Consider the following 21,438-nt stretch of genomic DNA (forward strand, 5'->3'; position numbering starts at 1 on the left):
ACTTGTTTTTTTCGACTGAATCAAGGCTTGGAATCAAAGTGCTGGTTCTTTTATATAGAATTGAACCCTTATTCGGCAAATTGCAATCTGACCAAGTTGGCATAAAATCCATCTTCTTTTTCAGCCAATTGCTCATGGTTGCCTTCTTCCACGATTTCGCCGTCTTTGAGCACGTAGATCCGGTCCACTTTTCGAATGGTCGCCAAGCGATGGGCAATGATGATCGTCGTTCGGTTTTTCATCAGTTCATCCAAAGCTTCCTGTACCAAGGACTCAGACTCAGCATCCAATGATGAAGTGGCTTCATCCAATATCAAGATAGCTGGGTCCTTTAATATTGCCCTGGCAATGGCCACACGCTGTCGTTGACCTCCGGATAACTTGATGCCGCGCTCCCCTACCAGAGTATCCAAGCCTTCGGGGAATTTGCTGATAAATTGCCAAGAATTTGCTTTTTTGGCCGCTTCGATGATTTCCTCTTCCGTTGCATCCGGTTTTGCATAGGCGATGTTTTCTCGGATACTCCCGCCAAATAGTAAAACTTCCTGGGGTACGATGCCAATATTTGACCGCAGTTGCTGAAGGTTCCAATCACTTATCGGTTTGCCATCTACCAGAATCTGTCCTTTCTGGACTTGATAGAATTTCAAAAGAAGTTGCACAATGGTGGATTTACCGGCACCACTCTGTCCTGCCAAGGCAATCTTTTCTCCCGCTGGAATTTTCAGGTTGATGTTTTTGAGGACTTCAAGTTCGGTTCTGGTAGGATAGGAAAAAGCAACATTTTCGAAACTGATATCGCCATGAACACGAACTTTCTGAAAATCCGCAGTGGATTCCTCGGGAATTTCTTCCAGAATTTCCAATACCCGCTCGGATGAACCGATCGCTTTCTGGACTTGGCCATAGATGTCGCCCAATCCTGCGATAGATCCACCAATGAATGTGGTGTAAAGTACAAACGACACCAAGTCGCCAATGCTCATTTCTCCCCGAGCTACCAATGAAGCGCCATACCACATCACGGCTACGATCCCACCAAAAAGCGCGAAGATAATAAACGAAATGAAGGCACCCCGAAATCCGGCTGCTTTTAGAGCCACATGGACGACTTTGTCCAAACCTCTTCTGTATCTTTTGGTCTCGAAATCTTCGCCGACAAAAGATTTTACGGTCATGATCGACTGCAATGTTTCCTCAACGATCACATTGGCCGCAGCCAGTTCGTCTTGGGTTTCCTTTGAAAGCTTCCTGATAAATTTACCAAAAACCATGGCGATAACCACCAATATCGGGAAGGTAGCCAACATGAAGAATGTCAGTTTTGGAGTGGTGACCATCAAAAAAGCCACCCCAGCGATCAGTGTGATAATCTGACGGAACAGCTCCGCAAGGGTCACTGAAAAGGTGTCCTGCAACAAACTCACATCCGAAGTAATCCTGCTGATGAGTTCTCCCGTTCTCCTCTTGTCAAAAAAAGTCATCGGCAATTGGACCATTCGACTATAAAGGGAAATACGGATGTCCCGCATCGACCTTTCGCTGACCTTTGCAAACAACCAAACACGGAAGAATGAAAAAATACTCTGTATCAGAAGAATTCCCAAAAGGATGAATGCAATGGAATTGATGCCGTTGACGATCCAATCTTTTCCTGAGGCCGTGTCAATAAGTTTTCCTGCCACAAAGGGAAATGTCAATAAAGTAAGGCTTGAAAACAATAGAAAAATCAAGCCAAGAAAAAATGTTTTTTTATAGGGAAGGATGAATCTAAAAATGCCACTAAGTTTACTCAGGTTTTGCTTGCTTAACTTCCTTTTTTCGTGTTCTTCTATTGCAACACCTCTTTTTTTAGCCATGGATAATTTCTATTCTTATTAATTTCGCCTTCAAATTTACAAAATAAGGTTGGCGCTTGTCCTTATTATTTTTTTTATTGCTCTAAATGAGCTTTGTTTTTTAGCAGTGGCTTCAACCTGTCAAATTTTAAACCCCTCTCTTTTCGATTCAACCCAGCGGATTTTTATGGTTTTTCAGAGGGCTTTTGGGCTTTTCCTTTTCCGGTAATTCGTCTCAAAAACTGCTTTTCCTTTTCCCAAAAGAAACCAAACTGCCCAAATACAAATCCATAAAACAGCAATATTATCTGATAAAGCGGCAAAACAAACAAGAGATAAAGGACTGTTTTCCAAAACCCTCCCTTTTCCAAGCTTATTCCCAAAAGATCAAATATCGGTTGTTTAATAAAGAGCACCGTCGTGCCGGTTAAGGCAAAGACGATCAAGATCACACCCACCTGCCATAGACTTTTGAGTTGCCATTTTGTTTTTAACCGCTCTAGGAAGTTTTTTTTAATTTCAGATGACACAAATTCAGTAGTTTATTGTTTTTCAACTCTGTAAACCGGATAGCGATTGAGTTCTTTTTCCTTCCAGGGAGAATGGTCATAGACCCACCTCAGTTGTGCGGGACCGCTGTTTGCCAATTCTTGATTTTTGGATTTTTCTTCCTCTAATTCCTTTTTCAATTCCGGCTTGCTTTTCAGAAATGCAGCGGCCAAATCCTCAAATACATACGAAGAATAGCCTTCCTTGGACTGCAAGATCGTGTCAAAGAAGTTCCACGCAAAAAAGCTATCCTCTCCCTCTGGTTCTAGTACCTCCACGATATACCTATTGATTTCCTGGTCCATTGGAACCAACCAATCACCTTTTCTGAAATTTACGTGCTCAGTTGATTTTTCAATCTGGATGTTGGAATGCAGGAAATGTCCTTCATATGGTCGGGGAGCGGTTTGGAAATCCTTGATATGATATACCGTGACAAGGGCTAGGCTGTCCTGTAGAAGGGCTGTCATTTTCACTCCATTCCTTTGTAGGTTTTCTATGATGGGATGCCAGGCTTGCGGGATGATATAGGCATTGGGTCTGTTGATCAAAATTGGGTTTGCATACGTGTCAAAAAAGTTTACCTCCTTCACGAAGGGCTTATCCCGGTCATAAAATAATCGGGGAAGGCCTGAAATTTCAGAGGGTTTCTCTCCGGATTCATATCCCAGATATTCGATAAGCTTGTGTTGGCTTTTGTCAATTTTGTGGTTTAAGCCAAATGTTTCTCTTGTAATTTGCGCTGAACGATCTTCTTTGGCAATCCTCACTATCCTTTTTCCATCTAAGCTTAGGATTTCCATGAATGTTTCAAATAACGAATACGTGGAGCGTACGCGTTCCGAATAGGATTTCAACATGTGTGTTTCCGGCATAAAACTCAGTGTGTTGAAAAGTGCGGCATAACCGCTGCTGTATCGGCCATTGTCTTTGAATTGGTTCCAGCCATCTTCCGGTTTTCCGCTCCATGCGTTGACATAGGGTACCATTGGGAAATTTCTTTCCTTCATTCCCTGAAACAAGGCCGGGTTCATTTCTTTTTCAAGATAGCTTCCCAGGTTTCCACCAAGCCTGTTGTGCTGGGTAGCGATCAAGGTCATCACATGCTGGTAATCCGCGCCATTGCTGACGTGGGTATCAATAAACACATGTGGTTTTAGCCATTGAAAGAGCTGTTGAAAGGATTTTCCGTTCTTGGTATCTGCTTTGATAAAATCCCTGTTGAGGTCAAAATTGCGTGCATTTCCACGAAAGCCAAATTCGGTTGGTCCATTTTGGTTTACGCGGCTATAAGCGCCGCGATTGAGATGTCCACCGATGTTGTAAATGGGAACGATTGCGATTGCCAAATCTTGGGGTACTTGGATTTTGCCCAGGAGAATATCTCTCAAAAAAAGCATGGAAGCATCGATTCCATCCGGCTCTCCGGGATGGATGCCATTGTTGATGAATAGAACCAATCTTTCTTCCTGATGCCATTTTTTTGGATCAAAAGTCATTTGCCGATCAAAAAGGACCAGATGTAAGGGCAGGCCACTATCGGTCATGCCCATTCTCATGATTTTGACCTCCTGAAAATCCGCTGCCAATTTTTCAAAATAACCGATTACTTCCTCATAAACGGGTGTTTCCGTTCCATCGGAAGTTTCGAAAAGTGTTGGGTAGGTTTCCTGTGCGTGAAGGTTGGTCAACATCAACAAAGCACAGACCAGAAAGAATGATTTTTTCATGCTTGAATTTGGGGAAAATGTTCAGGAAAAACTATCATGTTTCAATAAGAGGGTCAAATTTAAGAACCACCTCAACATCCGATCTTTTGTCAGAGATTATTGAGTTTTCGCCAAATGAAAAAAGCGGGAATTTTCCCGCTTTTAGAAATTCACTATCTGATTACCATTCAAACAAACCTGCATTTAGGCTTCTTAAAGCACTATTTTTCAATTTGGAATCCACCAATATTGAAATATTGTGTCTGCTCCCGCCATAGGAAACCATTCTGATGGGATAATCATCCAAACAGGTCATGATATTGGTGATCACTCCCTTTGTTTCTGCTATCTGATTGCCAACAATTGAGATGATCGCCTGATCTTTGTCCACTTCCACCGTTCCATATTTTTCAAGTTCTGAAACGATTTCCTTCAGGTGGGTAATCTCATCAATGGTTACCGAAACTGCCACTTCCGAAGTCGTGATCATGTCAATCGGAGTCTTGTATTTTTCGAATACCTCAAATACTTTCCTCAAAAAACCATACGCCAAAAGCATTCTGCTGGATTTTATCTTGATGGCCGTGATCCCATCTTTACCAGCAAGCGCTTTTACCCCACTGCCCAATTCCTCTGCGGTGATGGTCGTTCCCAGAGCATCTGGTTCCATGGTATTCAGTAGTTTTACAGGGATATTAAACTGCTGAGCTGGCCAGATGGAGGCTGGGTGTAGGATTTTTGCCCCGAAATAAGCCAATTCTGCGGCCTCGTCAAAGGAGAGTTGCGCGATGGGTCGGGTTTTGTCGACGATTCTCGGATCATTGTTGTGCATCCCGTCGATGTCTGTCCAAATTTCAATTACATCCGATTGGATTGCTGCGCCTATCAGCGAAGCCGTATAATCGCTACCACCTCTTTTAAGGTTATCGACTTCATTTCGGTGGTTTTTGCAAATATATCCTTGGGTGATGAAAATCCTGTCTCCAGGATAATTTTTAAGGATGGACTTTAATTTCTCAGAGATCTTGTTAAGCTCCGGTTCTTGATTTTCATTGATGCTCATGAAATCAAGGGCTGGTAAAAACACAGCCGGGATGTCAAATTCCTGGAGAAGCGTATAAAAAAGCTTGGTGGACAACAATTCACCCTGTGCCAAAATATCCCTGTTGATGGCTTCATTAAAAGAGATTTTCAGGATAATATTCAGGAATTCGAAATGTTCCTTGATGATTTTTTCAGCTTTGGATTTGGCAGCGTCGGTCCTCAACAAGTCTTGATAAAACCCTTGGTAATGCTTGTGTAGCACATCAATGCGTTCTTTTGCAAGATCCTTATTGGCGTCTGCAAGAGCATCTCCAATTCCTACAAGGGCATTGGTGGTGCCGGACAAGGCTGACAGCACAACGATTTTCTTTTCACTGTCTCTGGTGATCAAATCTTTCACCTGGTGCATTCTGTCGGGTCTTCCTACTGAGGTCCCCCCGAATTTCATTATTTTCATGAGGATGTTTATGGTTTGGTGGCGGTCTAATGGTTTGATTCAATAATTGGGCTGGATACGCTTAACAAGCTTATCCAAGAATGGTTTTGAATTGGCCCTTGCAGGCCAATTCAAAGAAATGAGGTGTTTTTTTGGTGATTGTCAATCCCAAATCAGAAACCCAGCATCTTAATCGCAGTGATGGCAGCTTCGTCTCCCTTGTTGCCATGTTTTCCACCTGCTCGGTCCAGCGCTTGTTGTTGGTTGTTGGGCGTCAAGACGCCGAAGATGACGGGTTTGTTATATTTCAATCCCACGTTTGTGATGCCATTGGCAACGGCATCGCAGATAAAGTCGAAGTGGCGGGTCTCGCCCTGTATCACACAGCCAATGCAGATGACCGCATCGATTTCTTCCATTGCCGCAAGCCATTGTGCTGCCAGTGGAAGTTCGAAGGACCCCGGGACATTTTTTCTAAAGATGTTTTCTTTTTGGGCCCCATGTTTCAAAAGGGTGTCCACAGCACCCGAAAAAAGGGATTCTGTGATTTCTTCGTTCCATTCAGAGACCAAGATCCCGAATTTTTTTGACTTGATGTCGATAATATTTTTGTCGGAATATTGACTTAGATTTTTGAGTGATGTTGCCATATGGAGTCGGATTGGGAAATAGAATAAACAAAAAAGAGTAAGACCGATGGCCTTACTCTCCTTAATATGCTGTACTGAAAAGCATTATTTTGAGGCAAGACCTTCTAAACGTGCTTTATGCTTTCGCGCTGCCGTGAACTCGAAAGATTCGAAATATTTATCTTCAATGATGGAATAGGTTTTCACCGCGTTGTCGAAGTCACCTGCCTCTTCGTAAGCGATGGCGAGTTTCGAAAGATACCTTGGGGTGAAGTATTTGTTCTCTTTTTCATCGGCAGCTTTTTTGTAAAAGCTTATGGCTTCTTTGGTATTGCCCAATTCAAGATTTGCATCGCCCAATAGCGCATATGCCCTGGCCTGAACGAAATAATCATCCGCAGAGAATTTTTTCATATGGTCGATGGATTCTTTGAATTTCCCTTCGGAAAGATAAATCGCACCTATATAAAAATGGGAAAGATTGGCAGCGGCAGTTCCTGAATATTGATCTACGATCTTAAGGAAGCCTGGATTCGAGCCATCGCCATTCAAGGCCAAGTCAGTGCTGTCCTGCTCAAAATAATATACAGCTTGGAACATTTCTGCCTGGGCCTTTTTGTTTTGGTTCTGCTTGTTGATTTGGTAAAACAAGACGCCAGCGATCACCAGGATTCCGGCAATCAAAATGCCACCAAAAATCTTGGAATTTTTCTTGATGAATGTTTCTCCCCTGTTCAACCTCTCGGCAATCACTTCAGGGTTTTCAAGAAGTTCATTTGCTTGCTCATCCTGAGCTTTTGTTGTATGTTTCTTAGTCATTCTCTTCAAATTTCAGCCGCAAATATAGGGCTTTTACTTCAATCACAAATTTTGCTAAAAAAAACAGTCATGAATATTCAAATTAAATATCCAAGACTGTTTTCTTTTTTTATTGTTTTGGTAACTACTCCATTACAAATGGGTAATCTTCCTGAAGGTAAACATCCTTGAATGCATCCTGACCATCTGGCCAAGGAGACTCTTCAGCAAATTTCACCGCATCTTCGACTTGTTTTTTCACTTTTTTGTCGATTTCGGTCAATTCATCCTGAGTCAGGATGTCGTTGTCCAAAATTGTCTTTTTCACTTGCTCCAGTGGATCCCTTCCTTTATACTCCTCCACTTCTTCGCGGGTCCTGTATTTTTGGGGATCTGACATCGAATGTCCTTTGTATCGGTAGGTTCTGAATTCCAACAATGTTGGGCCATCGCCTTTTCTTGCTCTCTCGGCTGCTTCTGCTACGGCTTCGTGGATATCTTCCACATTCATGCCGTCTACGGCAAAGGCTGGCATGTCATAGGCTTCTCCGATGGTGTAAAGCTCTTCCACATTGGAAGATCTTTTTACGGAAGTTCCCATGGCATATCCGTTGTTTTCAATCACGAAAATGACCGGTGTTTTGTAAAGCATGGCCAGATTGAAGGCTTCATGAACAGCACCTTGTCTTACCGCTCCATCACCCATGTGACAGATACATAGATTTTTTGTGCCTTTGTATTTCTCGGCAAAACCGATTCCTAAACCCATGGGCACTTGGGCACCTACGATACCGTGACCTCCCATGAAATTTCTCTCCTTGTCAAAAATGTGCATCGATCCACCTTTTCCTTTGGTGGTGCCGGTGGCTTTGCCGAATAGTTCGGCCATGATAGCCCCAGGGTCTGTTCCCAATCCAAGTGGATGGGCATGATCCCTGTATGCGGTGATCCATTTATCGTCTTTGGTCAATGCTGTGATGGCTCCAGAGGCGCAAGCCTCCTGTCCAATATATAAATGACAAAATCCTCTGATTTTTTGCTGACCATAGAGTTGGCCTGCTTTTTCTTCAAATCGTCGCATCAATAACATGCTTTCGTACCAAAAAGTATAAGTTTCTTTGGAGTATTTCACCTTTGACTTTGTCGCTGTACTCTTCTTTGCCATATCGAATTTTATAAAATATGCTAAATTAGGCCTTAAATATAACCAAAAGGGTTGAAATTTAAGACCGAATGCGAAAATAGTCAAAAACCCAACACATTCTAAAGATGCACCTGAAAAATATCCAACTGAATCAATTTAAGAATTACGCACAAAGCCAGTTGAACTTTTCAGCAGAAATCAATTGCTTCGTTGGGATCAATGGAAGTGGGAAAACCAATCTTTTGGATGCGATCCATTACCTCTGCCTGACCAAAAGTGCATTGAATGGGGTGGACGCCCAAAATATCCAACACGAGAAAGACTTTTTCACTGTTTTTGGGGAATTTGATTTGGAAGAAAAAGATTGGGAGATCAAGTGCATCGTAGAGCATGGGAAAAAAAAGCAATTGCTCCAAAACGGGAAGGGGATTGATAAAATGAGCGAACATGTTGGCCTACTGCCCATTGTGATGATCGCCCCTGATGATACACAAATCCTAAAGGACGGCAGCGAGGAGCGCAGACGGTTTTTTGACAATATGCTGTGCCAATTGAACAAATCCTATCTGGAGCAATTGGTCAGGTACCAGCATTTTTTGAAACAGAGGAATGCCTTGTTGAAAAAATTTGCGGAAACCGGAAGGTTTGAGGGTAGCCATCTGGAGCCGTATGACCGGGAAATCATCCAATTGTCCCAATCGATAGCCAAGTATCGGCAGGATTTTATCCTGGAATACAAACCCCTTTTGATAAAACATTACGCGATTATTTCAGATCAACAAGAGCCCATCGACATTCAATATGAGTCCCAATGCCTGTCGCAGGATTTTCCCAAAGAATTTATCGGTAACCATAGACGCGATTTTGTGCTCAAAAGGACGACCATGGGGATTCACAAGGATGACTTTGTTTTCGAAATAGATGGATATCCCATCAAAAAATTCGGGTCGCAGGGACAACAAAAGTCCTTTGTGATTTCACTGAAACTTGCCCAGTTCCAAATATTTTTTGAGCATAAAAAAACGAAACCCATTTTGTTGCTCGATGATATTTTTGACAAATTAGATGACCGACGCATCAAAAAACTCATGAACCTGGTGGCTGACCATCAGTTTGGGCAATTGTTTATTACGGATGCCCGACCGGAGCGCTCCAGGAAGATTTTGGAGCAAATTGACGGGGAAGTGAAATTTTTTCAGATTGAAAATGGAGGGATTCAACCCTAAACTCAATACCTTCTGGGCCTGTTGAGCTGCCCATCAACGGAATATTTTCCGGGACCCAAAAGGAAAAGCACGATAAATATCACCAAAAAAAGGAATGCTTTTTCTTTGGCTGGAAAAGGATCGGCAGCGTGGGCCACAAATCCCGCCACCAGCATCGTGATCATAAGCGGAACCAAGGAGAGCCGTGTCATTAAGCCAATTGCAAGCAATAGGGCACAGAAAAACTCCGCAAATATGGCAAGCTGAAGGGATAAGGCAGACCCAATGCCCAATGGGTCTGAAAAAGTCATCAGTTTTGCACTGTAATTGGACAATTTGTCCCAGCCATGGGTAAGCATCATAAGCGCTGCACCGACGCGAAGAATGAATATCCCGATGTCTTTCGAAATGGGTCTGGTAGAAAAGAGCCAATTTTTCATGATTTTTCGATTGTTTGAACTTTAATTCAAGTTAAAACAAAAAAAACATATTTTCACTTCCTGACAAAACGTTACGTGCGTTTGGAGCCTTAATTCCTATAATTCAACTAAATTGTTTTTGGATATGGGGTTAAGTTTAGGCTTTTGACTGTATCAAGGGGAATTATTTCAAAGAAAGATTTTTGGGGAAAAAAATAGTTCTTATGTTTAAGGAACTTCTAGTTGGAAGTTAACCTTGGGACGAAGGTTCGTCTCACATTTTAAAATTTCGAAAAGTTTGTTCCGGTATATCTATTACGCTGTTAATTTAAATGCATACTCGCTTTTTTTCAGAATGAATAGATATACCATTTTTATACTCCTGCTTCTCTTGTTTTCCTGTGGCGCGAAGGAAGCATCCGAAGGAGTCATTTCCATTGATTTGGAAAAGTCCATAGAGGGCAAATTTTCGGATTTGTTCGAAAGCATCGAATACGTGCTATTGGACAATCCCGATGAATCACCGCTTGTATGGCCCTACACGCTTAAATACCACGCGGGGAATTTCTGGATGCGGGATATTTCAACGAATATGATATTTAAGTATTCTGGCAATGGGAAAATATTGGGCGTAATTAGACCTATGGGCAAAGGACCTTTGGAATATTTTCAGGCGGATGATTTTCAGGTTTTTCAGGATTCCATTGTGCTGAAGGACAGCTATCTTAAAAAATTCATCTCTTTTGACCATTTTGGAACCCCCATCAGGGAATACAAATTCCCCCTCAATTCCTTACATTTCCATAAAGGGGATGGATACACACTTCATTTTTCGGGCTTTACCCAAAGAAACGAAGGCTATTTGTTTCAAAGGATTGCGGAAGCAACCAAGGATCAATTGGGAGTCTTTCCTACGGATGGGTCAAGGGCGAAATTGGGTAATGCAGAAGGACCTCAAGGCTTTTTGTCTGTACCTGACTCCGAGAAATTAATCTATTTACTTCCACAGACAAGAGAAATTGCATTTTTTGATGGTACGAAGGGCTCCCCAATTTCCATTCTGGAATTTGATTATGGGGCCTATAATTTACCGGAAGAGCTTATTGGTCAGAGAAGAGGAAAAAATGATGAACCAAATTCCTATGTTGAAGCCAATGGGGCATTTTTGCCCTTGAAGAACAAATATTTTTTATTCGTCAAGCAGGGGAAGGAGAATTTTCATTATGTTTTTTTGGATCAGGACTTTTCCTTGTTGGCACAATATCAAAATTTGAAAAATGATCTGGATGGCTTCGATTTAAAATCCTTTCCGTGGGCATCAAATGAGCATGAAATTTTTTATTTGATGAGATCAGTAAAATTTTACAATGCTTACGTGGAAACCTTCGCAAATCAAAAAGTCAAAATTTTCCCCAATACAATTCATGATTTCTTCCAGCGCAACAAGGAAAAGCTGGTGGATGACAACTGGATGATCATCCGGTTGAAGGCAAAAGTGTAGTAGTGGTCTGTTAATGGGTAATTGTTTTTTAGGGTTCAGTAAAATTTAAAAATTGCAGATTATTTCCAAAGATTCTCAGGATATTCCACCTGAAAAATTTAATTCAAGGAAATCGAACTTTCCCCAATGATTCTGCTATTCGTTTACTTTGCTTTTTTTACAATCACTTTCCACAACCTAAAGATTCCATAAGCAATTAAAGAAAGTAAAATCAGATTTAAAATTTGGATTGCTAATCCAATATAACCTGAAATATTTATGCTGTAGATTTCCATGTTGTCTTATTTTATTTGATTTCGACGAATTCACGAATTATTTGAATCCAAAGAACAAAGGCATTAAATCCAGGCAGCGTTTATGTTTTAAATAAATTTAAATTTGATCACGGGGAAGCGTTGTTGTTTTATTTCCCCAAATTCTTTGATTCGAAAAAATCTTTAACCAAAGTTAGACAATAAGACCTCACTATAAAATACTCGCTAATGGGTATTTTATAGTGAGGTTCTCTTCTATTTCCAAAGATTCTCAGGGTATTCCCCGGATGCATGCATTTTTTGGAGGGATTCGATCACCACGGGTTTGTCCTCGGTGTAGGTGACACCAAACCAGGTTTTTCCACCTTCCAGGATTTCAAAAGCGGCTTCTTCGGCCTCAATAAGGTTGTTGGCGACGGTTGGAATGAAAAATTCAGCTTTTAGGTTTTCGACGTTGGCGGGCAGGAATTCATGCCACATCCGGTCAATATCCGAAAATACATCTTGGTGAAAACCCCAGAAATTCATGGAAACAGGCGTTCCTTCTTTGATTTCAATCTCTTCACTGTCGCCCTTGGCCAGTATCTTATTGCCTTCCCGTGCGATGGAAGTTCTTTCTACCATCCCGATAAGTTGGTTGGCGGCATTCATGGAGCAGACGCCCCGGCTGACCGTTCCGTGTTCGGAAAGTACATTTTGGATCGCATAGCCTACCATGGCGTGCAAATCGGATCTGACATCATTCTGAAGGAATTCGGAGATGACGGCGAAAGCTTCCCTGCCATAAAAATCATCTGCATTGATAACCGCAAAAGGCTCCGAGATGGCATCCTTGGCACAAAGCACCGCATGGGCGGTTCCGTATGGTTTTACTCTTTCGGGATTTATAAATTCTTCGGGAACAAAACTGGTGATGGATTGTAGGACAAAATCGACTTCTATTTTTCCTTCCAATTTTGGCAACAACAAGTCCTTGGTCAATTGAAGGATCTCCTCTCGGACGATCAATACAATTTTTCCAAAACCGGCTCGGATGGCGTCATAGATGGAATATTCCAGGATGGTTTCTCCATTGGGGCCAAATCCATCGATCTGTTTATTTCCACCGTACCTGCTGCCCATTCCCGCGGCAAGCACCAGAAGTGTAGGTTTATTTTCCATAGTTAATTTGTAATGAATTGAATATAGGCCCCAAATCTAGGAGTTTCATTTTTCATATAAAGGGAATGTGCTTTTAATTTTAAATAGGAACACGACTAAATCTGATTGAGTAAGAATAATTATACAGGTTCAAAAAAAAGTCAGTTAGTTGTAAAAAAGCAGTAATAAATAAAAAAATGGCTTGTCTGATGCCTTATGAATCAAAAAAAGGGTTTGAAATTTTAAAAAGAGGTAAAAAATAAACCAAATTTCATTTTTTTGTAATTTTTGTTTTACATTAGCATCTCTTTCCTAACAAACCGCTAAAATATTTGCCGAAAATGAAAAAAATAGAAGCAATCATTAGAACATCCAAATTTGAGGAAATATACCACTGCGTAGCAGGCCTGGGAGTGAAGTTCCTCACCTTCTATGAAGTGAAGGGAATGGGTATGGAACATGCCAAACCACAGACCTATCGTGGAGTCGCCTATGAGCCTGCCTATATCCCCAGAACGAAACTGGAAATCGTCACTGTGGAGGAACTCGTACAGCCCGTGATCGACTGCATTCTCAAAATGGGGAAAACCGGTGAGGTTGGTGACGGCAAGATATTCGTCTATGATGTACTTGAAGCCCACAGAATCAGAAATTCGGACATGGGCGAAATCGCGCTCTAAATCTCCAGCCTATTTCATTCACCATTAACCTATTAGAACCTATGAACCAAGAAATATTTACCATCAATAACCTTTGGATGATGGTCGCAACCATTCTGGTGTTTATCATGCACCTGGGATTTGCAAGCCTTGAAGCCGGACTGACCCGCGCCAAAAACACCGTCAATATATTATTCAAAAACACGATCATTCCCGCCATCGGCTTGCTGACTTATGCCTTTATCGGATTCAACCTGATGTATCCGGGTGAAGTATTTTCCGGGGGATTCTTTGGCTTGGCCGGTTTGGGGATTTCCCTTCCTGAGGGTTGGGATACTTATGCATACAATGAAGGCTATACGTTTTACACCGATTTTATTTTTCAGGCGATGTTTGCTGCCACTGCAGCCACCATCGTCTCTGGTGCCGTGGCCGAAAGGATCAAATTGGGACCTTTTATTTTCTTCTCTATATTATATGTAGGGGTTTGTTACCCGATAGTGGGCATGTGGAAGTGGGGAGGGGGATTTCTGGATGCCTTGGATGTCCCGTTTTATGATTTTGCAGGTTCCACGATTGTCCATTCTGTTGGTGGATGGGGCGCTTTGGTAGGTGCCTGCCTTCTTGGGCCAAGACTGGGAAAATATACTGAAAAGGGGATGAATGCCATTCCAGGGCATAATATTCCTTTGGCGGTCATTGGCGTCTTTTTACTTTGGTTTGGCTGGTTTGGATTCAATGGAGGATCAGTATTGTCCGCAGATCCGGGTACCGTTTCTCTTGTCTTTGTCACCACGGCTATCGCGGGAGCTGCCGGAGCTTTTGGGGCTTTGATCGCCTCGTACCTCAAATTCAAATCCTATGACATTACCATGGTCCTTAACGGAATCCTGGCCGGTTTGGTAGGGATCACCGCAGGAGCTGACCAAATGGGCATCGGAGAAGCCGCCATTATCGGATTTATCGGAGGAACCTTGGTTGTATTCGCCGTGGTGTTTTTTGACAGGATCAAAGTCGATGATCCCGTTGGGGCCATTTCGGTCCATTTGGTTGGAGGAATTTGGGGCACACTTGCCGTAGGTTTGTTTGGAAATTTGGCAAGTTTTCAGCAAGTCATTTCCCAACTGATCGGCATAGGCTCTGTGGGCGCATTCTGCTTTGCCTTCAGTTGGATTATTTTCTTCAGTATGAAAAAAATGATGGGCATCCGGGTAGATGAAAAAGAAGAGTTGGAAGGATTGGATATCAATGAGCACAGCATGAGGGCTTATCCGGACTTTGCCTCAAAAGACTAAATATCAATTTTGATGACACAAAAGAAGGGATCGCCGCGGCAATCCCTTCTTTTGTGTTTGTTGCTTTAAAATGCCTTTAGGCTAATGTCCATGCTTTGTACTTGGTGCGTCAGGGCGCCTACGGAAATATAATCCACGCCGCATTCGGCCACATCCTTCAAATTCTCTTCCGTGATCCCGCCGGAAGCTTCAAGTTTGTATCTTCCATTGACCATTTCCACGGCTTTGCGCATGGTGGCAAAGTCCATGTTGTCCAACATGATCCAATCCATTCCGCCGACGCGCAATGCTTCTTCCAATTCCTCCAGATTTCTGGTTTCTACCTCTATCTTCAAATCAAGCTTCTTGTCAGCAAGGTAAGCTCGAGTGGAGGCCACCGCTTGCTGGATGCCTCCTGCAAAATCAATATGGTTGTCCTTCAGCATGACCATGTCGTAAAGCGCAAATCTGTGGTTACGGCCACCGCCCAAGACAACAGCCCATTTTTCCATCATCCTAAAATTGGGCGTGGTCTTTCGGGTATCCATCAATTTTGCTTTGGTGTGGGCAATCAATTGGGCAAGCTTATGGGTTTTGGTGGCGATTCCGCTCATTCTCTGCATGCAGTTGAGCACCAGCCTTTCTGTGGTCAGAATCGAGGCTGCGCTGCCCTCCACAATCAATCCTATGTCACCGGATTTCACCAAATAGCCATCTTTGAGCAGCAAGGTTACTTCTAGGTTAGGATCGAATTGTTCAAAAATCATCTTGGCCAAATCCAGACCGGCGATCACACCATCTTGTTTGATCAGTAGCTGGGCTTTGCCAATTTTTTCAGCGGGAATGGACGCCAGAGTGGAATGGTCTCCTTCGCCGACATCTTCCAGCAGGGCCGCTTGGATAAATTCCCGGATTTTGATTGGGGATAAATAAGGTAGGTTTTTCACACCTCAAAAATAAGGAAATAAACGGAAGGGGGAATTAAAATGCGCTATCGCTCGAGAGAATTTCCAAGCTAAAAATCCTGAGCACATCCAGACTCGATTTGATTTTGATCAAGATCCTGAATTGGGAATTGGGCGACGTATAATTGCCGATAAAGTATTGGATTTGATTTTCCACTCCACCTTTGTGGATAATTTGGAAGTCTTTTGGGGGATGTTTTTTGAAAAAATCCCGAAGGACCAATTCTGCCTGAATTTTTGAAAATTCACCTTGGTCACCATTGATATTGAGCTCAACCCCGTTGTCAAAAAACCGCGCCAAGTCCTTGCTTGATCCGGCACTGAAAAAATTGGAAATATTTTCGATTTGCAATATAACGGGAGCTTCTTTTTCCGGGAAGACGGAAAAGACCACCATGACCAGATAAAAGAATGCAGGCAATAATTTATTCATACTTAACACGATAACAAAATCTAAGCCAAAACCCTTTACAAATGCGTTGGATTCATTTTGAAACTGTTTTCCGGCGAGGATTCTTGAAATTGGGACTGTTTATATTGAATTTTTGTGGCCAAAATGAATCCAAAATCAATTTTTGGAACGAATGGCGTGTTTATTTGGCCAACTTAATTCGGCTGAAAAACCCAATCTCCGGGAGAATGTTAAAATATATTCCCCGAATTTTTGTCCTAATGGTAAAGAATAATCACTTTTACGTTTCGCTTAGAGACACATTATACTTTCATAAAACCGTATATTTGTACCATGAATAAAAAAATATTGCTCATGATCCTGGATGGTTGGGGAATCGCAACCAACCCCAACGTATCAGCAATTGACAAAGCCAACACCCCTTTTGTAGATAGCTTATTTCGCAAATACCCGCATTCAAAATTACATGCTTCAGGACTGGCCGTCGGTCTTCCAGAGGGCCAAATGGGTAATTCTGAAGTTGGGCACATGAATATCGGTGCCGGTAGGGTCGTTTATCAGGATTTGGTGAAAATCAACAAAGCGGTACAGGAAAATCACCTGAACCACCATCCTGTTTTGGTGGAGGCATTTGCCAAGGCAAAAGCTTCAGGTAAGAAGGTCCATTTCATAGGCTTGGTTTCGGATGGCGGTGTTCATTCCCACATCAACCATTTGAAAGGACTCTGTGATGCCGCAAAAGCCAATGGGATTGAAGATGCTTTTATCCATGCCTTCACAGATGGAAGGGATACGGATCCCAAAGGAGGAATCGAATACTTACTGGATTTGCAGGAACACCTTCAGCATTCCACCGGAAAGATAGCTTCGGTAGTGGGAAGATATTATGCTATGGATCGTGACAACCGTTGGGAAAGGGTGAAACTCGCCTACGATGGAATGGTCTATGGAGAAGGCGAGAAATCCAAGGACATCATTGCCTCCATGAAAAAATCTTATTCCAATGGCGTTACAGATGAATTTATCCGGCCCATTGTACAGGTAAATGGCGAGGGAAAACCTTTGGCGACGATCCAAGACGGGGATTTGGTCATTTGTTTTAACTTCAGAACTGACAGAGGTAGAGAAATTACCCAAGCGCTCACGCAAAGGGATTTTGAAGAATACAAAATGAAGAAGTTGAATCTTGAGTTCATCACCTTCACCAGTTATGACGAAACATTCCAAGGGATAAAGGTCCTTTTTGAAAAGGACAATCTTCACAATACACTGGGTCAAGTGCTTTCAGAACATGGGAAGAAACAGATCCGGATTGCCGAAACCGAAAAATATCCCCACGTCACATTTTTCTTTTCAGGCGGAAGGGAAAAAGAATTTGAGGGAGAAGGAAGGATCGTTGTCCCTTCTCCGAAGGTAGCGACCTATGATCTGAAACCTGAAATGAGTGCCTTTGAAATTGCAAATAAAATCAAAGCGGAATTGAAAAAGGGAGAGGTTGATTTTATCTGCCTCAATTTTGCCAATGCAGATATGGTGGGCCACACCGGGATTTTTGATGCAGCGGTGAAAGCAGTGGAAGCGGTTGACAAATGCACAGAGCAAGTGGTGACTCAGGCTTTGGAAAGTGGGTATACCAGTATTGTGATCGCCGATCACGGAAACAGTGATTGCATGATCAATGAAGACGGCTCGCCAAATACTGCACATACCACCAACTTGGTTCCCTGCATACTCGTGGATCAGGAACAGATCCAAATCAAGGATGGAAAACTTGGGGATTTAGCACCTACGATCCTTACATTGATGGGCATCGATATTCCTTCGGAAATGACCGGAGAGGTATTATTGAAATAATATGGGAAAGTTTTCATTCAGTTTGATCCTTGTTGTATTTCTTTTGGGTTGCAACGGAGGAAAAGACCAGGCAAAAGTACTGGACACAGAGCCAGCTTATTTCCCTATAAAGGAATTCATTGAAGATCAAGCGAAAAGGCTTGACAAAAAAGGAGTCCGAAAACGTATCGAAATCAAAGGCAAAAGCCAGGATGTCGAAAAGACCCTAACAACAGAAGACTGGCTTGTCGAGCTGGATTTCTTTGTCAAGGCAGACATCAACAGATCTTCCTTGGCCAATTCTTATAAAACGCAAAGGAGCGAAAAATTTCTCATCCATGAATTGAAACCTGGAGAGAAAGGGAAAGTCAAAAAGATAGTCGTTGGATATGAGGACAAATTGATCAAGCAGATTAGTTTTCAAATGGAAACAGATGACACCTTTTATCATTCAGGAACCCGCGGCGTACTTTATACCCACTCCGAAACGGGCTTGTTGGATCAATTTTCTATAGAAGGAACTCAAAAGGTAATCTTTTTTTCCCCCAATAAAATTACGGTTAAAGCATCTGTGAATCCGTATTAGATTTTGAAATTGATTTTGCAAAAAAAAACCGGCTCCATTTATAGGAGCCGGTTTTTTTTTGCCACTGAAGTTTTATCAAACAAATGCGAAGAAAACCAACCAGATGATAATCAAAACAGGCAAAAGAATCGGGAGTGAAAACCGAATGATATAGCCAAAGAACGAAGGCATTTTGATGCCGCTTTGTTCTGCAATGGATTTGACCATAAAATTTGGGCCGTTGCCAATGTAGGTCATCGCACCAAAGAAAACTGATGCAATGGAGATGGCCATCAATTCAAAAGCGGAATCATCATAGTTGTCTAAGGCAAAATTTCTTACCATTTCCACGTTGCTAATTTCAGCACCCTGGGAAGCCATTGCAGCAGCCAAGAAATTCAGGTAGGTAGGAGCGTTGTCAAGGACGCCTGAGAGTATCCCGGTCCCCCAATAAAGCGTGTTGTGGGTGATCAATGCCGATCCCTCAGGGGATTTTGCAAAATCCCCTACCAATTCCAAGGCAGGCATCATGGTGCCAAAAATCCCGATGAAGATAAATGCAACCTCCCTAATCGGCTCAAAATTGAATTCGTTGCCTTTTATCGCTTTTTGGTCGGCAAATCTGAAGGAGAGATACGCCACAGATAACATGATGATTTCCCGGATAAAGGAGAATTTCTGTCCATCGTAATGGATCGCTGGTACCCATTCAATCACGTTGGGATCCAAAAACACCGAGCCAATGATCACCAATAGCCAAAGAAAATTTCTGGATCCGATGAGTGAAAAATTATTGGAAAACACTGTTTCTTCCAATTCATGTTCATCACTTGCCCTACCGAATTTCCGGTCGACAAAATAAAAGGTCAGAGCCAAAATACCCAAAGCCAATAACCAGGCGGGCCAGTTGTATTCAAGTGTCCAAAAGAATGGAATCCCTTTTAAGAAGCCAAGGAACAGCGGCGGGTCACCGATCGGAGTTAGGGAGCCGCCGATATTGCTGACCATAAAGATAAAGAAGATGATGTGGTAGGATTGGATATTGCCTTTGTTGAGTCTGATAAAAGGCCTGATCAAAAGCATGGAAGCCCCCGTGGTACCGATAAGATTGGCGACCAAAGCGCCGACGAGTAGCAGGGTAACATTTGCCAATGGACTGGATTTTTTGTCGATTTCGATCAGGATTCCGCCCGAGGCAATGTAAAGTGAGGCAAGGAGCGCAATGAATTGCACGTATTCTGCCAGCGCATGAACAGGGCCGTGCACATTTTGCAGGACAAATAAATAATAAAAAACGACCAATAAGGCCAATCCCACCGCAACTTTTGGGTAATTGTGGTGCCAGAAATGTTCGTAAAACAAGGGGCCGGTGGCGATCATCAGCAACAAGGCGGCAAAAGGAATAACCAACCAAACAGGTGCCGATCCATGGCTGGAATGGTCTTCTTCATGCTCGATCAATTCCTGATGAAGGTCCTCTTCCAAGGTGGAGGCAATCTCTTGATTCTCCACAGGCACCTCCAACTGGGCCAATCCCAAAGAAAAATCATTCTTGGCATGTGTTTCTTGGACAACAGCAAAAATGAAGATTCCGGAAAGCAGCACAAAAGCAGCAATAAAATTCTTCATCAAAATATAATTAGAGGTAATTTCGAAAGATTAAGCAACCACAAGTCAAGGCATTTTATACCTCTTAAGGGCAATTTGGAAGTGTTAATTTCGCTAAACTACTTATTTTGATTGAAAACCGCTAACATAAACAGATTAGCCAAGAGGATTTATTTTAAACTTTACCCTCTTGGCTGATGACTGGTTATATGCTTATATCAATTGTCGCAAGGCGATTTCAAAAGATGCCTGTGCGATCCCTGTTTTTTCAGGATTTTTTTCATGCGTTTTTTTGAGCGCCTTTGAAATTGTCCTGCTCACGTCTTTGAAAATACCATCGTCTGTGAGTACTGCATTTTCTGTCATCAGGTAAGCAAAAACCCTGGCCATACCACAATTTGCCATGAAATCAGGGATGACGGACACTTGCTCATCCGCCCAAAGCCCTGTAGGACCAAAGAAAATCTCCGGATCCGCAAAAGGGACATTGGCACCGCAAGAAATGACTTCAAGGTCGGATTTGACCATTCGCTCCACATTTTCTTTCGTGAGCAATCTGGATCCTGCCGCAGGGATAAAGATTTCACTTTTCACATCCCAAATACGTTCGTTGATCTCCTCAAAAGGGATCAATTTGTCCGCAACCAATTTATTCCCATCTTTTTTCAAAAACAGTTCCCGGATCTCATCCAATGTAAATCCGGCTTCATTGATCAAGCCTCCTTCACGGTCAATGATACCGACAATTTTAACACCTTCCACAGCCAAAAAACAAGCTGCAGCGGCGCCAACATTTCCCCAGCCTTGGATGATGGCACGTTTTCCTTTTATTTGGCCACCCCAGATTTTATAATAATGGAGTACGGCCTCCGAAACTCCAAAACCTGTGATCATGTCTGCCACAGTGTATTTTTTGATTCCATTTGGGGTGTAGTGCGGATCTTCCAAAACCTTGGAAACACCTTGCCTCAATTGTCCGATCTTTCGGATTTTTTGAGGTTCTGTGGCATGAAAGTGACCGTTTACAATTCCCTCTTGGGGATGCCAAAGACCGTAGGATTCCGTGATGGGGATAACTTCATGGATTTCATCCACATTCATGTCGCCACCTGTCCCGTAGTAATTTTTCAACAAGGGCATCACCGCTCGGTACCATCTCTCAAGTACTTCTGCTTTTCTGGGGTCATTGGGGTCAAAATTGATTCCTGATTTTGCGCCACCAATGGCAGGTCCAGAAACCGTGAATTTAACTTCCATGGTTTTGGCCAGCGACTCAACCTCCCTCTTGTCCAGTCCTTTTCTCATTCGGGTGCCACCACCCGCCGCGCCGCCGCGAAGGGAATTGATGACCACCCAGCCTTCCGCCTCAGATTCACTGTCACTCCATTCAAAAACTATTTCGGGTTGTTTGTTTTCAAATTTTTTGAGTAATTCTTTCATCTCTCTATTGTTATGT

At 42.6% G+C, this 21,438-nt stretch carries 19 protein-coding genes; 6 read left to right on the forward strand and 13 right to left on the reverse strand.

All coding sequences use genetic code 11. The features are described 5' to 3' along the window. Positions 1-68: 68 nt before the first annotated feature. The 7 genes from Q7J63_RS09475 to pdhA form a co-directional block, all read right to left on the reverse strand. Positions 69-1,859 carry an ABC transporter ATP-binding protein gene (locus Q7J63_RS09475; RefSeq protein ID WP_304885652.1) on the reverse strand — a complete coding sequence of 597 codons (1,791 nt, stop codon included), beginning with the start codon at positions 1,857-1,859 and terminating at the stop codon, positions 69-71. Between the two features lie 164 nt (positions 1,860-2,023). Further along, a complete protein-coding gene (locus Q7J63_RS09480) occupies positions 2,024-2,368 on the reverse strand; it encodes a DUF6787 family protein (protein WP_019595835.1) in 345 nt (114 codons plus the stop codon). Positions 2,369-2,380: 12 nt separating this feature from the next. Next, complete coding sequence (locus Q7J63_RS09485) at positions 2,381-4,117, reverse strand: M14 family zinc carboxypeptidase (protein WP_304885654.1); 1,737 nt, start codon at positions 4,115-4,117, stop codon at positions 2,381-2,383. A gap of 160 nt (positions 4,118-4,277) precedes the next feature. Further along, on the reverse strand, positions 4,278-5,597 hold the full coding sequence (locus tag Q7J63_RS09490; RefSeq protein WP_022582153.1) for an aspartate kinase: 1,320 nt from the start codon (positions 5,595-5,597) through the stop codon (positions 4,278-4,280). A gap of 152 nt (positions 5,598-5,749) precedes the next feature. Continuing rightward, positions 5,750-6,226 (reverse strand): 6,7-dimethyl-8-ribityllumazine synthase, encoded by a 477-nt coding sequence (gene ribH / locus Q7J63_RS09495; protein ID WP_019595831.1) that lies wholly within the window; start codon positions 6,224-6,226, stop codon positions 5,750-5,752. 84 nt (positions 6,227-6,310) lie between these two features. Beyond that, entirely contained in the window at positions 6,311-7,024 is a 714-nt protein-coding gene (locus Q7J63_RS09500; protein WP_019595830.1) for a tetratricopeptide repeat protein, read from the reverse strand. Positions 7,025-7,148: 124 nt separating this feature from the next. Beyond that, positions 7,149-8,168, reverse strand: coding sequence for a pyruvate dehydrogenase (acetyl-transferring) E1 component subunit alpha (gene pdhA, locus Q7J63_RS09505; protein ID WP_019595829.1), 1,020 nt, complete (start codon positions 8,166-8,168; stop codon positions 7,149-7,151). 104 nt (positions 8,169-8,272) lie between these two features. Between pdhA and Q7J63_RS09510 the strand changes: the two genes are divergently transcribed. After that, positions 8,273-9,373 carry a DNA replication/repair protein RecF gene (locus Q7J63_RS09510; protein WP_304885658.1) on the forward strand — a complete coding sequence of 367 codons (1,101 nt, stop codon included), beginning with the start codon at positions 8,273-8,275 and terminating at the stop codon, positions 9,371-9,373. A 2-nt stretch (positions 9,374-9,375) separates the two neighbouring features. Here the strand turns inward: Q7J63_RS09510 and Q7J63_RS09515 are convergent, their stop codons facing one another. Further along, positions 9,376-9,792, reverse strand: coding sequence for a DoxX family protein (locus Q7J63_RS09515; protein WP_304885660.1), 417 nt, complete (start codon positions 9,790-9,792; stop codon positions 9,376-9,378). A gap of 334 nt (positions 9,793-10,126) precedes the next feature. Here Q7J63_RS09515 and Q7J63_RS09520 point away from each other — a divergent pair, with 334 nt between their 5' ends. Further along, entirely contained in the window at positions 10,127-11,272 is a 1,146-nt protein-coding gene (locus Q7J63_RS09520) for a 6-bladed beta-propeller (protein WP_304885662.1), read from the forward strand. A gap of 509 nt (positions 11,273-11,781) precedes the next feature. On the opposite strand, the gene Q7J63_RS09525 is transcribed toward Q7J63_RS09520, so the two are convergent. Beyond that, positions 11,782-12,687 carry a sugar phosphate nucleotidyltransferase gene (locus Q7J63_RS09525; RefSeq protein WP_019595824.1) on the reverse strand — a complete coding sequence of 302 codons (906 nt, stop codon included), beginning with the start codon at positions 12,685-12,687 and terminating at the stop codon, positions 11,782-11,784. Positions 12,688-13,007: 320 nt separating this feature from the next. Between Q7J63_RS09525 and Q7J63_RS09530 the strand changes: the two genes are divergently transcribed. Then, positions 13,008-13,346, forward strand: coding sequence for a P-II family nitrogen regulator (locus Q7J63_RS09530; protein WP_304885664.1), 339 nt, complete (start codon positions 13,008-13,010; stop codon positions 13,344-13,346). Positions 13,347-13,387: 41 nt separating this feature from the next. Beyond that, positions 13,388-14,620, forward strand: a complete 1,233-nt coding sequence (locus Q7J63_RS09535; protein ID WP_304885666.1) for an ammonium transporter — start codon at positions 13,388-13,390, stop codon at positions 14,618-14,620. 65 nt (positions 14,621-14,685) lie between these two features. Here Q7J63_RS09535 and nadC read toward each other — a convergent pair whose 3' ends face one another. Both nadC and Q7J63_RS09545 read right to left on the reverse strand, forming a co-directional pair. Then, positions 14,686-15,546: a carboxylating nicotinate-nucleotide diphosphorylase gene (gene nadC, locus Q7J63_RS09540; RefSeq protein WP_304885668.1), complete on the reverse strand. Its 861-nt coding sequence runs from the start codon at positions 15,544-15,546 to the stop codon at positions 14,686-14,688. A 34-nt stretch (positions 15,547-15,580) separates the two neighbouring features. Further along, a complete protein-coding gene (locus Q7J63_RS09545; protein ID WP_304885670.1) occupies positions 15,581-15,997 on the reverse strand; it encodes a DUF4783 domain-containing protein in 417 nt (138 codons plus the stop codon). 312 nt (positions 15,998-16,309) lie between these two features. Between Q7J63_RS09545 and gpmI the strand changes: the two genes are divergently transcribed. Then, the gene (gpmI, locus tag Q7J63_RS09550) at positions 16,310-17,830 is read left to right on the forward strand and encodes a 2,3-bisphosphoglycerate-independent phosphoglycerate mutase (protein WP_019595818.1); all 1,521 of its coding nucleotides are present in this window, start codon (positions 16,310-16,312) and stop codon (positions 17,828-17,830) included. Between the two features lies 1 nt (position 17,831). Then, positions 17,832-18,395: a hypothetical protein gene (locus tag Q7J63_RS09555; RefSeq protein ID WP_304885672.1), complete on the forward strand. Its 564-nt coding sequence runs from the start codon at positions 17,832-17,834 to the stop codon at positions 18,393-18,395. Between the two features lie 75 nt (positions 18,396-18,470). On the opposite strand, the gene Q7J63_RS09560 is transcribed toward Q7J63_RS09555, so the two are convergent. Beyond that, complete coding sequence (locus Q7J63_RS09560) at positions 18,471-20,003, reverse strand: sodium:proton antiporter (protein WP_304885674.1); 1,533 nt, start codon at positions 20,001-20,003, stop codon at positions 18,471-18,473. A 192-nt stretch (positions 20,004-20,195) separates the two neighbouring features. Next, positions 20,196-21,422: a Glu/Leu/Phe/Val dehydrogenase dimerization domain-containing protein gene (locus Q7J63_RS09565; RefSeq protein ID WP_019595815.1), complete on the reverse strand. Its 1,227-nt coding sequence runs from the start codon at positions 21,420-21,422 to the stop codon at positions 20,196-20,198. Positions 21,423-21,438: the final 16 nt, after the last annotated feature.

It is taken from the genome of Rhodonellum sp., from assembly GCF_030656585.1.
Classification (GTDB): domain Bacteria; phylum Bacteroidota; class Bacteroidia; order Cytophagales; family Cyclobacteriaceae; genus Rhodonellum; species Rhodonellum psychrophilum.

What these genes read in the sequence shown, in the direction of transcription:
- Q7J63_RS09475 (WP_304885652.1), bottom strand. Translation starts at nt 1,859, where the DNA reads ATGGCTAAAAAAAGAGGTGTTGCAATAGAAGAACACGAAAAAAGGAAG.
- Q7J63_RS09485 (WP_304885654.1), bottom strand. Translation starts at nt 4,117, where the DNA reads ATGAAAAAATCATTCTTTCTGGTCTGTGCTTTGTTGATGTTGACCAAC.
- Q7J63_RS09490 (WP_022582153.1), bottom strand. Translation starts at nt 5,597, where the DNA reads ATGAAAATAATGAAATTCGGGGGGACCTCAGTAGGAAGACCCGACAGA.
- ribH (WP_019595831.1), bottom strand. Translation starts at nt 6,226, where the DNA reads ATGGCAACATCACTCAAAAATCTAAGTCAATATTCCGACAAAAATATT.
- Q7J63_RS09500 (WP_019595830.1), bottom strand. Translation starts at nt 7,024, where the DNA reads ATGACTAAGAAACATACAACAAAAGCTCAGGATGAGCAAGCAAATGAA.
- pdhA (WP_019595829.1), bottom strand. Translation starts at nt 8,168, where the DNA reads ATGGCAAAGAAGAGTACAGCGACAAAGTCAAAGGTGAAATACTCCAAA.
- Q7J63_RS09510 (WP_304885658.1), top strand. Translation starts at nt 8,273, where the DNA reads ATGCACCTGAAAAATATCCAACTGAATCAATTTAAGAATTACGCACAA.
- Q7J63_RS09515 (WP_304885660.1), bottom strand. Translation starts at nt 9,792, where the DNA reads ATGAAAAATTGGCTCTTTTCTACCAGACCCATTTCGAAAGACATCGGG.
- Q7J63_RS09520 (WP_304885662.1), top strand. Translation starts at nt 10,127, where the DNA reads ATGAATAGATATACCATTTTTATACTCCTGCTTCTCTTGTTTTCCTGT.
- Q7J63_RS09525 (WP_019595824.1), bottom strand. Translation starts at nt 12,687, where the DNA reads ATGGAAAATAAACCTACACTTCTGGTGCTTGCCGCGGGAATGGGCAGC.
- Q7J63_RS09530 (WP_304885664.1), top strand. Translation starts at nt 13,008, where the DNA reads ATGAAAAAAATAGAAGCAATCATTAGAACATCCAAATTTGAGGAAATA.
- Q7J63_RS09535 (WP_304885666.1), top strand. Translation starts at nt 13,388, where the DNA reads ATGAACCAAGAAATATTTACCATCAATAACCTTTGGATGATGGTCGCA.
- Q7J63_RS09545 (WP_304885670.1), bottom strand. Translation starts at nt 15,997, where the DNA reads ATGAATAAATTATTGCCTGCATTCTTTTATCTGGTCATGGTGGTCTTT.
- gpmI (WP_019595818.1), top strand. Translation starts at nt 16,310, where the DNA reads ATGAATAAAAAAATATTGCTCATGATCCTGGATGGTTGGGGAATCGCA.
- Q7J63_RS09555 (WP_304885672.1), top strand. Translation starts at nt 17,832, where the DNA reads ATGGGAAAGTTTTCATTCAGTTTGATCCTTGTTGTATTTCTTTTGGGT.
- Q7J63_RS09560 (WP_304885674.1), bottom strand. Translation starts at nt 20,003, where the DNA reads ATGAAGAATTTTATTGCTGCTTTTGTGCTGCTTTCCGGAATCTTCATT.
- Q7J63_RS09565 (WP_019595815.1), bottom strand. Translation starts at nt 21,422, where the DNA reads ATGAAAGAATTACTCAAAAAATTTGAAAACAAACAACCCGAAATAGTT.